Source organism: Paenibacillus sp. JCM 18996 (genome assembly GCF_055392555.1).
Map to the genome: position 1 here is coordinate 3,447,650 of NZ_AP043884.1, position 14,560 is coordinate 3,462,209.

The following is a 14,560-nucleotide window of genomic DNA, read 5'->3' on the forward strand; positions in this document are numbered from 1 at the left end:
ATGCTATAAAACAAGTGATTGGCACTCGTGATGTAAGAGTGCTAACCCCTTACATACACATCCATCCCTCTATACTTGAAAGGAGAGACATTCATGACCAAACACGAGTTTAAAGCAGAATCCAAAAGACTGCTAGAAATGATGATCAACTCCATTTACACGCAAAGAGAGATTTTTCTGAGAGAACTGATATCCAATGCCAGCGATGCGATTGACAAAATTTACTACAAAGCCTTATCCGATCAGCAATTGGTTTTTGACAAAGAGGGCTACTACATCAAAGTCCACGCCGACAAGGCAAACCGAACGTTAACGATCTCTGACACCGGCATCGGGATGACTAAGGAAGAGCTCGAGAATAACCTTGGCGTCATAGCCAAGAGCGGATCGTTAGCTTTTAAGAAAGAGAACGAATCGAAGGACGGGCACGAGATTATCGGGCAGTTCGGCGTGGGATTCTATTCGGCATTCATGGTAGCGGATGTTGTCACTGTCATTAGCAAAGCTTTGGGCGGCGACGGGGCTTACAAATGGGAGTCAACCGGTGCGGACGGGTATACCATTGAGCCGTATGAGAAGGAATCGGTGGGCACGGAGGTTATCCTGAAAATAAAAGAGAATACAGAGGATGACCGATATGACGAGTATCTGGACGAGTATCGCCTGAAAGCGATCATCAAAAAGTATTCCGATTTTATAAGATACCCCATTAAAATGGACATCGTCGGCCAGAGACCTAAAGAAGGCAGCGACAATGAATTCGAAGACTATCAAGAAGAGCAGACGGTCAACAGCATGGTTCCGATTTGGAAAAAGAATAAAAGCGAACTGACTCCCGAAGACTATGACAACTTCTACGCCGAGAAGCATTACGGCTTTGATAAGCCGCTGAGGCATATCCATATCAGTGTAGACGGCGCCGTAAGTTACAATGCGATTCTGTTCATCCCGGAGAACATCCCTTTTGATTATTACAGCAAGGAGTTTGAGAAGGGGTTGGAACTGTATTCCAACGGCGTATTGATTATGAACAAGTGCGCCGACCTGCTTCCGGATTATTTCAGCTTTGTCAAAGGAATGGTGGATTCCGAGGACTTATCTCTTAACATCTCGAGGGAGATGCTGCAGCATGACCGGCAGCTGAAGCTTATCGCGAAGAATATCAAGAGCAAAATTAAAAACCAGCTGCAGAGCTTGTTGAAGGATGAAAGGGAGCAATATGAGCAGTTTTACAAATCCTTTGGCAGACAATTAAAATACGGCATCTACAGCGATTACGGAAGCCATAAAGAGGACCTGCAGGACCTGCTCATGTTCTATTCTTCCACAGAGAAGAAGCTGGTTACTTTGGACGAGTATGTATCGAGAATGCCGGAAAATCAAAAATACATTTATTATGCTTCCGGAGAAACGAATGAAAGGATCGAGAAGCTTCCGCAGACAGAGCTCGTATCCGAAAAAGGATATGAAATCTTGTACTTTACCGATGATGTCGATGAATTTGCAGTCAAAATGATCATGAGCTACAAAGAGAAAGAATTCAAATCGGTATCGAGCGGTGACTTGGGGATTGAACCGGAAGAAAATCACGACGGCGCGGATTCCGAAGAGAGCGGCAATAAAGAACTGTTTGAGTCTATGAAGAATATTTTATCGGGTAAGGTAAAAAATGTAAGAGTGTCCAAACGGTTGAGATCACACCCTGTATGTCTGTCCACAGACGGCGAAGTAACGATCGAAATGGAAAAGATATTGAAATCGATGCCGAATAATCAAGATGTGCGTGCCGAGAAGATTTTGGAAATCAACAGAAACCATGAAGTGTTCCAGTCCTTAAAGGATGCCTATGCCAACGATAAGGAGAAACTGAATCTGTTTACTAACCTGTTATACAATCAGGCACTTTTAATCGAGGGACTGGCGATAGAGGATCCGGTAGAATTTACTAACGATATATGCAAAATCATGGTTTCCTCCGGCAAATAAAATGCAACAAAGAGCTCAGGCTGAAACAAGGCTTGGGCTTTTTTTCTGAGTGACATGTTACAATATCTTAGGGTATATTTGCAAGGTGAGACAGCATTAATAATGAAGGATTGGAGTGATAATTATTAGTCGTTTTAATGACTGGTTAGGTGATAAATTAGCTATGTTTCTGTCTACGATGGGATGTTTCTATCTCATTTTTGCACTAGTGATTGTTCCGCTTTTCTTCCAGCATCCGACTGATCTTGTAGGATGGGTGCAGTACATCGTGCAGAGCATTTTCCAGGGAGTAGCCCTTCCCATATTGGGTTATGTGTCTAAAAAAGCTGGAGATAATCAGGAAAAGGTATTAAATGAAACGCATGATACAGTGATGCAGGAGCTGGCGCTTGTAAAAGAGGAGCTTACGTTGGCAAGAGAAGAAAGAGATTCTATTCAAGCTTTGATTGGGGAATTACATCATCATCTTGGGATTAACAGCAATACTAAATAATTTTTCTTTTTCTTTTGCCGAATAACAAGAGGGGGTGGCCCCGTGACCTTTTAAACCCCTTCGTCATTTTAGAGTCTATCGGTTGGGTTCGCGACAGGATAGCGCAGTAACAATATTTATTCTCCTTAGAGGAAAGAAGACAAGTATATCGAAAGAGTATTGGTGTAGGTTGCCAAATCAATGGAATAAGGGGAGCTAATCATGGAAACGGTTATTATAAACCAAAGAAAAACTTTTACATTGTTCGGTTTTTCCAAACTTCATGATGAAAACAAAGCCTATAGTGAAACGATTTTCGAATTGCTGGATCAGGTTTGGGCGGAAGTAAGAAACAAAGAACTCTCTCATACTGGCATCAATCATGTAGTTTATGAAGCAGATCATATTATATTTGCTGGGATTGAGTTGATCTCTCCGCCGAATGGAGATACATTACTGGAAAATAAGGATATTATTTTGCAAAAATATGCCTATTGCAAACACATCGGGCCATATAGTGAATTAGACAAAACATATAGGAGCATACAATCGACTATAGAAGCTTTAGGAGAACACCATGAGGCTCCGTTATTGGAGATATACGGACATTGGAATGATGATGAATCAAAGCTTGAGACAGAGATTCTCTATAATCTCAGATAAGTATCTGCGATTCGCGCGATAGCTTGCCGCTTCCCCGGTCATTTAACCGCTATATATATGCACTATTTGAGAGCTTGCTGCATAGCAGGCTCTTTTTTATTTGTTGAAGAAACGGGCGAGCGTTGACATAAAGCTTGAAGCGGATGGGGCCGAGGAGGACGACATCGAGCCTTGCCGGGAGAAAAAACGGAAGCTTCATAAGGAGCGGTCGGGCCAACTTCGTCTCGGAAGAGTTGCCGCCGCGCTTCAGCAGGATGACGAACGGATTAACGCGATATTCGATATTGTGATTGACGAGATCGGATCAGGCCGGGTGGATAAACTAAGCATAAAGCTGCATAAAGGAGAGGATCAGCAATGAGTACCGCAGTTTACTTCGGTCGGGAAGGCACTCGCCTGCTCGGCAAAAATCAGGATGTCCCTTACGATGGGGCGTACATTGGTTCAGGAGGGTCAGGGAAATCAACATAATAACTTTTCAGGACTATTGGATGGGTTTAAAAACCTCCATAGGACGCATCATTTCGTAATCTTCATGCTCCAGCATGTGACAATGCCACACATATCGCCCGGTGAAAGGTCCAAAACGGGCAATAATGGATGTAACGTAACCAAAGGGGGTTCGAACCGTATCTTTTAGTCCCATTTCATAGGCATCAGGAGGAGTGGGCGCTCCCGTGAAAATAAGGTTTCCGGTTTTTTGAAAATGAGAAACATCAAAGGGCTGGCGGTCAAGAATTTGAAAGTCAACCAAATGGAGATGGATGGGATGAGGAACGTCATCGATGATATTGATGATTCGCCAAATTTCAACAGTATGGACTTCAATTCTTTCGGATATGCGATCCATCCACATTTTTCCATCCAATAAATTCAAGGATCGGCCATATTGATCCTTGATTCTGACAAGCGTTAAATATCTTGTCCTTTTTGCCGCACTTAACGGAAGTCGTTCGAATTTTTCCAAATAAAAAGGAAGGGAACTGGTATCTGTACTTCGTAACGGAACGGTTACTCTGAATTGCATTACGTCTGTCGTTTCGGGGGATGCACTCTTGGTAACATTTTTGAGAATAATGGTTTGACCGTAGTATTGAGAAAAGTCAATTATCACATCTACACGCTCGGCACTCATAAGTATGAATTCATTTATTTTGACCGTTGTCTCAAGAAAGCCGCCATCCGTGCCAATTTGATAAAAAGGCTGATTGGATTCCATTTTTAATGTAAGGATTCGACTATTTGATGCGTTTAAAATTCGAAACCGGTATTTTCTTGGTTCTACATCCAAAAATGGATAAACCTTCCCGTTTACAAGAATTGTATCCGCATCAAAAGGAGAGACAAGAGAAGGATGAGGAAGACCTGCATCGTCCTGATCCGGTTTGCTGGGGTAGTAAAGCGAGCCGTCCGGGTTGAACGAGCGGTCGACAATTAAAAGAGGGATTTCATATTTTCCGCTCGGAAGATTAAGGGATTGTTCATGCCTGTCGCGAATGATATAAAATCCCGCCAGTCCCGCGTAGATGTTCAATCTTGTAATTCCGACCGTGTGGTCGTGATACCATAGCGCAGTGGCTCGTTCAATGTTTGGATACGCATAAACCTCTCGTTCAAACAAAGGTCCCGTTTGTTCAAAATTTCTCGTGAACCATGCTTCGGGGTAACCATCACTATGGGCAGGCGTTCTTCCTCCGTGTAAATGCACAACGGTTCTACCCTCTGGCAGAGTCATTTCGGAACCATGAATCGTTGTATCAACAGGAAGAAGGTGCTTACTGGGCAGATCATTCATCCATTTTACAAACACGGTTTCATTCTTCATCACTTCGAACGTAGGACCCGGAAACGCTCCTTCATAACCCCATAAATGGGTTGGTCCGAGGTCCCGGTGCAGCTTCTGGGAAAACTCCTTCATGGTCACTTCGTAATATGAACTATTATTGCTTCGATTCTTGGGAGATAACGTGTTTGGAATAGGCAGTTCATCCACGAATTTTTGCAGCTTTATCTTTGCTGGCATAAGAATTGACATCCTCTCCATTGTCAGGATCAACTGAGTAAGTTTATGAACGTGAACTTGTTCATTATGTTAGTTATACGTGTTCAAATCCGAGGCAGCTGAAAATGGAGGGATTAATGTCGTTTATGATGAAAAGAGCACAAGAAGGACCTAAAAAAAATCAAGGACATTGTTGAAACAAATGATAATATATGACATATGTCATACTCTCGGATTGACGTTTATAACTACTGCAAGGCTGCCGGATTGTCTATACTTAGGATAGACTACGGCGGCAGACTTCGACAACGTTGCCCGCGCGTCATTCTGAGGAGGAAACAATCACAATGGATCAGCCCAACATCTCGCATCTGAAAAAAGATATCGCCCCCTTTGAGAAAACCGATACGAAGGCAAGTATCAAACAATTAATCAACACATTGGTGCCATTACTGGCGCTCTGGTATTCCGCATACCTGAGCCTTTCGGTGTCGTACTGGATTACCCTTCCGATTGTGGTCGTTGCTTCCGGGTTTATTATCAGGACCTTTATCCTGTTTCATGACTGCTGTCACCAATCGTTCTTCAAGAGCCGCAGGGCTAATGATATACTTGGCACCATTCTGGGCGTCGTTACCCTCGTTCCGTATCAACAATGGAAGAACACGCATTCGATCCATCATTCCACGAGCAGCAACCTCGATAAACGGGGCATCGGCGATATATGGATTCTGACTGTTGAGGAATATACCGCTTCTCCTTTATGGCGCCGTATTGCTTACCGGATTTATCGGAACCCGCTTGTGATGTTCGGAGTCGGACCGATCGGTGTTTTTCTCATACAATATCGTTTCAACCGTAAAGGTGCGAAGCGGAAGGAACGGATGAGCAATTACTTAACCAATGCCCTGCTTGTCGGTTTGTATGCGTTGATGGTCTGGGCCATCGGATGGCAGGCGTTTCTGATGATTCAAGGGCCGATTTTCCTCATATCCGGCAGTCTTGGAATTTGGCTGTTTTATGTACAGCATCAGTTCGAGCATTCCTACTTTGAGAATGAAGACGAGTGGAGTTATGTGAAAGCTGCCGTAGATGGAAGCTCTTATTATAAGCTGCCTATGCTTTTGCAATGGATTACCGGAAATATCGGATTTCATCATGTGCACCACCTGAGCCCCAAAGTGCCTAACTATAATTTGGAGAATGCGCATAACGCATCGGTTCCCCTCCAGAAGGCAACGACGATCACTATCGGCCACAGCCTGAAGTCGCTCGGATTCCATCTGTGGGATGAGCACAAGAAGACGTTCATCGGTTTCAAGGATCTGAAGCTCGCGGTCAAGCAGGCAGCTTCGAGCGCTGAAAATAAAGCCAATTGGCAGGCAAGTGAATTGAAAACCTCGGAACGAGCCAGCTAGAATCGAAAATCTGTTATAATTAACTCAATAGGCATAGAATAAAGGGTGGGCGACCATGAAGAAGTGGCATCATATTTTTCACAAAAGCACGGGACTTAGTCCTTATGTATGGGTCGTCTTTTACATCCTCCCTTTTTATTTCATATTCCGTTCCTCCTCTACGTACGAAGTAGTAATCGGCATCATTATGATTTTGGTGTTCTTTGCTTGCTACGTACTTTCTTTTGTTTCAAAAGGGTGGTTGGTCTACTTCTGGACCAGCGTCCAGATTCTCATTTCGATCACTATGACCTTGCTGTTCGGGTATGTATATTTCGCTCTGTTTTTGGCGTTTTTTATCGGCAATATCCAGAACCGGATCGGGTTTGCTACACTTTACACTATTCATCTTCTAACTACGATCGCGGCGATTAACTTTGGTTTCGTGACTCAGAACCCTATTTTCCTTACCCAGCTGCCGTTCGTCCTGGTCAGTCTGATCGGCGTTATCCTGCTTCCCGTCACCACCTATAACCGGAACAAAAGAGATAAACTTCAGGGACAGCTGGAAGATGCGAATAAGAGAATTTCCGAGTTGGTCAAGCTGGAGGAACGCCAAAGGATCGCCCGCGATCTCCATGATACCCTCGGTCAGAAACTGTCGTTAATCGGTTTGAAGAGTGATTTGGCGGGCAAATTAATAACTAAAAACCCGACCCATGTGCAAGCTGAACTCAATGACATACGTCGAACGGCAAGAACCGCATTGAAGGAAGTTCGGGATATGGTTACGGAAATGCGCGGTACCCGGTTAGAGGATGAGATGTTTCGGGTCACACAGATTTTGAAAGCTGCCGAAATCGATCTCATCTTGGAAGGCGACCCAAGAATGGTCAACATCTCCCTGATGACCGAGAACGTCCTCAGCATGTGCTTGAAGGAAGCTGTGACGAATATTGTGAAACACAGCAATGCGACAACATGTTTGATCGCCATCGAGCCTTCGCCAACCGAGTTCGTTATCAAAGTAAAAGACAATGGTATCGGTATCGCCGAGGAATCCGCGTACTTCAAAGGAAGCGGACTCCGTGGAATGAAAGAACGGCTTGAATTTGTGAACGGTGTTATGGAGATTGTGTCGGATGCCGGGACAATGATCGTTTTTAGAGTGCCGATCGTGTTCAAGCAACCGGAAAAGGAGGCGGTGATATGATTCGCATCGTGATTGCCGAGGACCAACGCATGCTGCTTGGAGCTTTAGCTACCCTGCTCGATTTGGAAGAAGACATGAAGGTCGTCGGTAAAGCAACCAACGGCGAGGATGCCGTGCGGCTGGTTCACCTTCACAAGCCGGATATTTGCATCATGGACATCGAGATGCCGGGGAAGAGTGGGCTTGAGGCGGCCGAGGAGTTGAAAGGTACGGGCTGCAAGGTTATGATCTTGACCACTTTTGCCAGATCCGGATATTTTGAGAGGGCCATCAAGTCAGGCGCAAGCGGCTACTTGTTGAAGGACAGCCCCAGCGAGGAACTGGCGGACTCGATTCGAAGCATTATGGCCGGCCGCCGCATCTATGCAGCCGAGTTGGTCGATGATACCTATGGGCATGGAAATCCATTGACCGAACGGGAGAAGGAAGTATTGCTCCTTATCGCCGACGGTAAAAATACGAAGGATATCGCAAGCGAGCTGTATCTTACGAACGGAACCGTCCGCAATTATATATCCGTTATCCTCGATAAGCTCGGTGTCAGCAACCGGGTCGAAGCCATTACAAGGTTTAAAGAGAAGGGTTGGTTCAAGTAATTATGAGCCGGATTAGGATTCCAACGGTCAATTTAGACTGAGTCGTCTCTACCACTTTAAGTGGAAAGGCGGCTTTTTAATATATCCTCGAACCTGTGATAAAATCTTAAAAGATGCCTTATTCAAAAGGAAGTCTCCTCGTTTATATGGAATGAGATAGAAATGAAGATTCATTTTGCAACATATCAGGAGGAACAGATGAAGATTCGCGTATTGGCCATTGCGCCTTATCCCGGCTTGAAAGACTTGTTGTTGGAAATGGCAGAAGAAGAAAATTCAATTCATATGGATGTTGAGGTTGCCGATCTTCAGGAAGCGATACCGCTCGTCGTACAAGCTGAGCGAAAAGGATATCATATCATTGTCAGCAGAGGGGGCACCGCCGATTTGATACGCCAGCATGTTTCCCTGCCGGTGGTGGATATCCCGGTTTCGGGATATGATATTCTGCGCGTACTGACGCTGGTAAAAAATTCGAACTCGAAAGTAGGCATCATTGGTTTCCCTAATGTTTGCCACGGCGTCGCTCAGGTATCCAGTCTGCTGGATTTTAAGATTCCCATCTATGCTATCGGTCATGAGTCAGAGGTTGCCGATGTGATAAACAGGGCGTTTCGATCGGACATCCAAATCGTACTGGGTGATGTGATTACGGTAAGGATGGCACAAGCGATGGGGTATCGGGGCATTCTCATAACATCAGGAAAAGAATCCGTCGCCGACATGTTTGCCGAGGTTCGCAGAGTGTTTGAGGTCTATAAGCAGGGACAGGAAACGATCCGGTTTTACAAGGGAATTTTGGATGCCGATCCCCGGGGTACCATTGTAATAGACGATGCAAAAAAAGTGCTTTATGCAAATCAAACTGCCTGCCGTATATTGGGTCAACTGCACGGAGTGGAAGGGAACAATCTAATTCTGTTCTCCCCGAACTTGAGCAATTTGATTAAACAAGCGGATGAGCAGGCGAATGCCAAGCGGCGGCATTACGCGCAGATAAACGATCAACAGTTCATAGTGAGTGTTGTTAAGCATGAGACGGGGGGCCAATCGGGTTATTTGATTTGGTTAGATTCGATGGAGAATCAGCGGAATGAACAACGTTATGCCGCTTATATTCCGCCAAAACTGGGCACATTTGCTCAAGTGATCGGTTCGAGCTTGCCGCTTCAAAGAGCGGTGGCCAAGGCGAGAAAATTTGCACAGTCGGATCGAAACATTTGGATATTTGGCGAAAGAGGCACAGAAAAGTGTTTATTTGCCCAAGCCATTCACTCAGTCAGCAAACGCCGGGATCAAGGATTTTATATGATAGTCTGCGAAGAAGTCACAGAGGAACAAACGGATATGCTGCTTATCGGCGATTCTCAAGAACCTGGTCTTCTCCAAGGAGGATTTGCAGGCACCGTTTATTTAGAAAATATAGACAGGATGAGCAAAGCGGTCCAGATCAGATGGCTGCAGGCGGTGCGCAATACAAAAATACGCTTTATCGCTTCTTCTTCTACGCCAATCACTAAGATCAAGAATCGCGCCGGGTATAACAATGATCTGATTTTCGCATTGGGGGAAATGCACATGAATATTCCGCCGCTTCGGGAACGGCCCGAGGATATAGAGGAAATCGTCAGCGTAATGATTGGAGAGTATAATTTCGAATCGGGCAAACAAATTGTGGGCATGCGGGAAGAGGTGCTGGACCGGCTGCATCTGTATGAATGGCCTGGAAACCTGCTGGAATTGGAAAACCTCATTCAGGAGATGCTTATCCTTACGAAAGGCCATTATACGGAATGGAATGAAGTTAACGAAGTGTTGGCCCGGTTGGAACAGCACCCGGGCAATGTTTCGTCAAATGCGGCTTATGTGCAAATCGATATTAGCGGGACTTTCGAGGAAATTGAAGCGCGGATATTAAGGCTTATCCTTCAAGAAGAAGGAATGAATCAATCCAAAACTTCCAAAAGACTGGGAATAAACCGCACCACTTTGTGGAGGAAATTGAATTGATTGTTTAAAAAATAAACATTTCATAAGTTGATTGGGCTATGGGGACCATTTTATAATTTAATTATAGCGCTTACACGATTCATCGTGTTTCTTAAATAAACGTTTTGGGAGGAGTTATCCAATGAGTGTTTAAAACGTACATCGTGAAAGCGTTTTCGTTTATTTTGTAAAACTTTGTAATCGCTTAAAAAATGAATAACCCTAATTTAAGGAGCGATTGAACAATGGGCACATCTAAATGGTTCAAGATTATACCGGTTGCTTTCGTGATGTACATGCTCGCTTACATGGACCGGATCAACATTGGCATACTTATACCGTATATGCAGAAAGATTTGAATTTAACGTCATCCGTTGCCGGTGATATTGCCGGTATATTCTTCTGGGGTTATTTGATCCTGCAGATTCCGGGCGGAATACTGGCTACAAAATGGTCTGCCCGAAAGTTTATTTTTATTCTGATGATCTTATGGGGCATTGCTGCTATCGCAACCGGATTGGTGCAGACGGAAGGGCAGTTAAAAGTGGTCCGCTTCCTCCTAGGAGTAGCTGAAGGCGGGGTTTGGCCGGCCGTTCTCGTATTGCTAGCGTCATGGTTTACCCAGAAGGAGCGCGCACGGGCCAATGCATTCTGGATGGCATGTTTACCGGTTTCAGCCATGCTGATGGCGCCGTTATCCGGAATGCTGCTGGCTCATTTCAACTGGCATCAAGTTTTGATTATCGAAGGAATTCCTCCGCTTATCTGGGCTTTGGTCTGGTTCTATGCTGTCAAAGACAGACCGTCCGAAGCAAACTGGATGAATCAGGCGGAAAAGCAAAAGCTGCTTGAAGATTTGGCAGAGGAACAAAAGAAAAAGGTGAGATCGGAAGGCTTCGGAGCAGCTTTTAAAAACGGCAAGGTTTGGGGATTGGTCATTATGTATTTGTTCTGGATGACCGGTTTCTACGGTTATACGTTGTGGGTGCCGAGTGTAGTAAAAACGTTCACGAAAGATCCGGTGACCATGGGATGGTTAACCGCAATTCCATTTAGCTGCGCATTGATTGGAATGTTGCTGAATTCATATTGGTCTGACCGCCGGATGAACCGGATTCAACATGCGGCTGTACCGCTGCTCATTGGAGCTTTAACTATGGTCGCAGGTCAATTTGTAAGCGATCCCGTGCTGCAGATGGTGCTTCTCTCGATTACGGCAATATGCGTATATGCGCCGTATGGTCCGTTATGGGCGATTCCCACAGCAATTGTGCCAGCAGGAATAGCCGGAGCGGCGCTGGGTTTGCAAAATGCGATAGGAAACTTGGGCGGTTACTATGGCCCTAAAGTAGTGGGCATGTTGAAAGATGCAACAGGCGATTTCCACGCGGGGTTTTTCTTCCTGGCCGGCTCCCTGGTGGTTTCGGCGATCACCACCCTTATTTTGGGGCGTTTCTTAGATTCGAGCTCAAATACCGTCAGCAGCCGCAAACCGTTAGAATTATCGCAAAAGGTATAAGCATCGACGGCATCTTCCCTGATGCCGTCTTGTCTTAATTTTAGAGAAGGGAATGGGACGGATGGACTTTCCAAGATTAATTAAAATCAGACAGCATTTCTCGGGTCCTGTGGTGGAAGATATCGATGGAGTGGTTGCTGAGCAGCTCTCTCGAGCAGGGCTTGACGATAAAGTCAAGCAGGGCACGCGGATTGCCATAACGGCAGGCAGCCGCGGAATTGCCAATATCGCTGTTATCATCCGTGCGACCGTCAGAGAGTTAAAGAACCGGGGAGCGGTCCCTTTCATTGTTCCGGCCATGGGCAGCCATGGAGGGGCAACGGCGGAAGGACAAGTAGAAGTGTTGCATAGTCTGGGGGTTACAGAACAATTTTGCGGGGCGCCGATCCTCTCCTCGATGGAGGTTGTTCCTGTGGGCGAGACGCCAGAAGGAATGCCGGTATATGTGGACAAGAATGCCATGGAAGCGGATGGCATTATAGTGATGGGGCGCGTTAAGGTACATACCGATTTTAAATCGCCGATCGGCATCGAGAGCGGGTTAATGAAAATGGCGGCCATCGGGTTGGGGAAACACAAGCAGGCCCTGCTTATTCACAGTTACGGCGTTCACGGGATTCGCGACATTATGCCGGAAGTGGCAAAGGTTGTGCTGCAAAAGGCGAATATCGTTTGCGGAGTAGCGATCGTAGAAAATGCGTTTGAACAAACGGCACTCATCGAAGCGATTCCGACCGGGCAAATTTCCCAAAGAGAAGGGGAACTGCTGCAGTTCTCGGCATCCCTGATGCCTAAACTTCCCGTAGAAGATCTCGACATATTAGTCGTCGATGAAATAGGGAAAAACTACAGCGGAACTGGAATGGATACCAATATTATCGGCAGAATTCGAATACTGGGTGCTGAAGAGCCGGAAAGCCCGCGTATTAAGTATATCATTGCCAGCGATTTGAGCGAGGAGTCACATGGCAATGCGCTGGGCATCGGGCTTGCCGATTTGACGACCAAACGATTGTTCGGGACGATTGATTTTCAAAAAATGAATGAGAATGTTGTGACGAGCACATTTCTCTCGCGAGCGGCCATTCCTATCGTGATGGAAAACGACGAGGAAGCGATTGCAGCAGCATTGCGCGCAAATTGGGGAGTGCAGCCGGAAAGGGCGAGAATGATCCGTATACCCAGCACGCTTCACTTGGAATATTTGTATGTTTCGGAGGCTTTATTGCCGGAAGTGCAAAGTTTGCCGCACGTAGAAGTCATCGGTGAAGCGGAGGAAATGAAATTCGATAAAGCCGGATATTTTTCTAAATCGGATTATCATGTCCATTGACTATAGAAACCGATTTGGCGCAAAGCATTTCGGAACTGATTGGTCATCAATGCTCACATGGGGGGAACAACTTTGCAGCGTTTAGCCATCATTGCGGACGACTTGACTGGTGCCTCGGATTCGGGTGTCCAGTTTGCGAGAAATGGATACCGCACACAGGTTATTTTTGATTGGAAAGAGATCTTTAATGATTGCCTGGAAACGATTGTAATTGATACGGACAGCAGGTCCTTGCCAGGCGTACAAGCCTACGTACGAGTAAAAGAGGCCGCAGAAGCTTTACGGAATCAAGGGTTTTCTTTTATATACAAAAAAATGGATTCCACACTTCGGGGTAATCTCGGTCAGGAACTCGATGCAGTGGTTGATGTGTATGGTTTTGAAGCGGCGCTTATTGTTCCGGCTTTTCCGCGAATCGGGCGTACGACGGTTAACGGTGTTCATTATATACATGGTGTACCTGTCAATGAGACGGAGATAGCCAAGGACCCGAAGACACCTGTGCCCGAGGCGGATGTGGCCAAGCTATTGTCCCTGCAATCCAGGAGAAGTTGTATATCCATTGATCTTCCAACGCTGCGGAGCGGGGAGACGGCAGTGCGTCTCCGTATTGAGGAATCATTGAAGCATCCAGCACCCTATATAATCCTTGATGCTGAAACCGATGAAGATATGAAACTTATCGCAGGTTTGGTGGCTGATTACGAAAACCGGTTTCTTTGGGCAGGCTCCGCTGGGCTAGCCGAACATTTACAGGCCCAGGGGAGCGGGAATACGGGATTCCGACCGCAATTGAACATTAGCGCTGCTTATCCAATCATGCTTGTGGCAGGCAGTATTTCAAAAGTAACCCGGGATCAGGTCGCTGCGTTTAACGAACAGCCGGGCGTTGTCTCCGTCGAAATGGATCCGCTTGCTTTAATGGCATCTCCCGGGCAGTGGAACAGCGAAGAAGAACGCTGTTTTCGCTTGCTGGTGGAGGCACTAAATAAAGGACTCGATGTCAGCTTATATGCGGGGTCATCACCGGAACAGGTACGACTGGCTAATGAAATGGGAGCTCAAATAGGGCTAGATTCTTCCAGCGTATCCAACCGGATAGCAGATTCATTAGGAGGAATCGCCGGAAAGGTTGTTTCAGTTTGCCGACTGGGAGGGCTTGTTCTAACAGGGGGCGATACGGCAAAAGCGGTATCCAGACACATGGGGGTGCGAGGAATCCAGCTGCTTGCGGAATTGGAAGCCGGTATTCCCCTGGGACGCTTGCTTGGAGCGGGCAATTTGCTCGCGGTAACGAAAGCAGGAGCATTCGGAAATAAGGAATCGCTTCTTTATGCAAAGCAAATTTTGAAAGGAGAGAGTGCAATTGTATAAACCGATTATCGGAAT

Annotated in this window: 12 protein-coding genes; 11 read left to right on the forward strand and 1 reads right to left on the reverse strand. The window is 45.9% G+C overall.

Annotation, left to right across the window (positions count from 1 at the left end; all coding sequences use genetic code 11):
- Window positions 1–93 precede the first annotated feature (93 nt).
- The 4 genes from htpG (at window position 94) to ACZ5N7_RS17060 (ending at window position 3,482) form a co-directional block, all read left to right on the forward strand.
- Window positions 94–1,986, forward strand: a complete 1,893-nt coding sequence (gene htpG, locus ACZ5N7_RS17045) for a molecular chaperone HtpG (protein WP_464655812.1) — start codon at window positions 94–96, stop codon at window positions 1,984–1,986.
- A gap of 115 nt (window positions 1,987–2,101) precedes the next feature.
- A complete protein-coding gene (locus tag ACZ5N7_RS17050; RefSeq protein WP_464655813.1) occupies window positions 2,102–2,479 on the forward strand; it encodes a hypothetical protein in 378 nt (125 codons plus the stop codon).
- Between the two features lie 201 nt (window positions 2,480–2,680).
- Window positions 2,681–3,121: a GyrI-like domain-containing protein gene (locus ACZ5N7_RS17055; RefSeq protein WP_464655814.1), complete on the forward strand. Its 441-nt coding sequence runs from the start codon at window positions 2,681–2,683 to the stop codon at window positions 3,119–3,121.
- A gap of 100 nt (window positions 3,122–3,221) precedes the next feature.
- A complete protein-coding gene (locus ACZ5N7_RS17060; protein ID WP_464655815.1) occupies window positions 3,222–3,482 on the forward strand; it encodes a hypothetical protein in 261 nt (86 codons plus the stop codon).
- Between the two features lie 123 nt (window positions 3,483–3,605).
- Here ACZ5N7_RS17060 and ACZ5N7_RS17065 read toward each other — a convergent pair whose 3' ends face one another.
- Window positions 3,606–5,144: a multicopper oxidase family protein gene (locus ACZ5N7_RS17065; protein WP_464655816.1), complete on the reverse strand. Its 1,539-nt coding sequence runs from the start codon at window positions 5,142–5,144 to the stop codon at window positions 3,606–3,608.
- 326 nt (window positions 5,145–5,470) lie between these two features.
- Between ACZ5N7_RS17065 and desA the strand changes: the two genes are divergently transcribed.
- From desA to ACZ5N7_RS17100, 7 genes are all read left to right on the forward strand, one after another.
- A complete protein-coding gene (desA, locus tag ACZ5N7_RS17070; protein WP_464655817.1) occupies window positions 5,471–6,541 on the forward strand; it encodes a Delta(5) desaturase DesA in 1,071 nt (356 codons plus the stop codon).
- 55 nt (window positions 6,542–6,596) lie between these two features.
- Window positions 6,597–7,733: a sensor histidine kinase gene (locus ACZ5N7_RS17075; RefSeq protein ID WP_464655818.1), complete on the forward strand. Its 1,137-nt coding sequence runs from the start codon at window positions 6,597–6,599 to the stop codon at window positions 7,731–7,733.
- A complete protein-coding gene (locus tag ACZ5N7_RS17080; RefSeq protein WP_464655819.1) occupies window positions 7,730–8,329 on the forward strand; it encodes a response regulator in 600 nt (199 codons plus the stop codon). The genes ACZ5N7_RS17075 and ACZ5N7_RS17080 overlap by 4 nt, the downstream gene beginning before the upstream one ends.
- A gap of 198 nt (window positions 8,330–8,527) precedes the next feature.
- Window positions 8,528–10,339: a PrpR N-terminal domain-containing protein gene (locus ACZ5N7_RS17085; protein WP_464655820.1), complete on the forward strand. Its 1,812-nt coding sequence runs from the start codon at window positions 8,528–8,530 to the stop codon at window positions 10,337–10,339.
- A gap of 224 nt (window positions 10,340–10,563) precedes the next feature.
- Complete coding sequence (locus tag ACZ5N7_RS17090) at window positions 10,564–11,838, forward strand: MFS transporter (RefSeq protein ID WP_464655821.1); 1,275 nt, start codon at window positions 10,564–10,566, stop codon at window positions 11,836–11,838.
- 61 nt (window positions 11,839–11,899) lie between these two features.
- The gene (locus ACZ5N7_RS17095; RefSeq protein WP_464655822.1) at window positions 11,900–13,171 is read left to right on the forward strand and encodes a nickel pincer cofactor-dependent isomerase, group 22; all 1,272 of its coding nucleotides are present in this window, start codon (window positions 11,900–11,902) and stop codon (window positions 13,169–13,171) included.
- 72 nt (window positions 13,172–13,243) lie between these two features.
- Complete coding sequence (locus ACZ5N7_RS17100; protein ID WP_464655823.1) at window positions 13,244–14,545, forward strand: four-carbon acid sugar kinase family protein; 1,302 nt, start codon at window positions 13,244–13,246, stop codon at window positions 14,543–14,545.
- The last annotated feature ends 15 nt before the right edge of the window (window positions 14,546–14,560 follow it).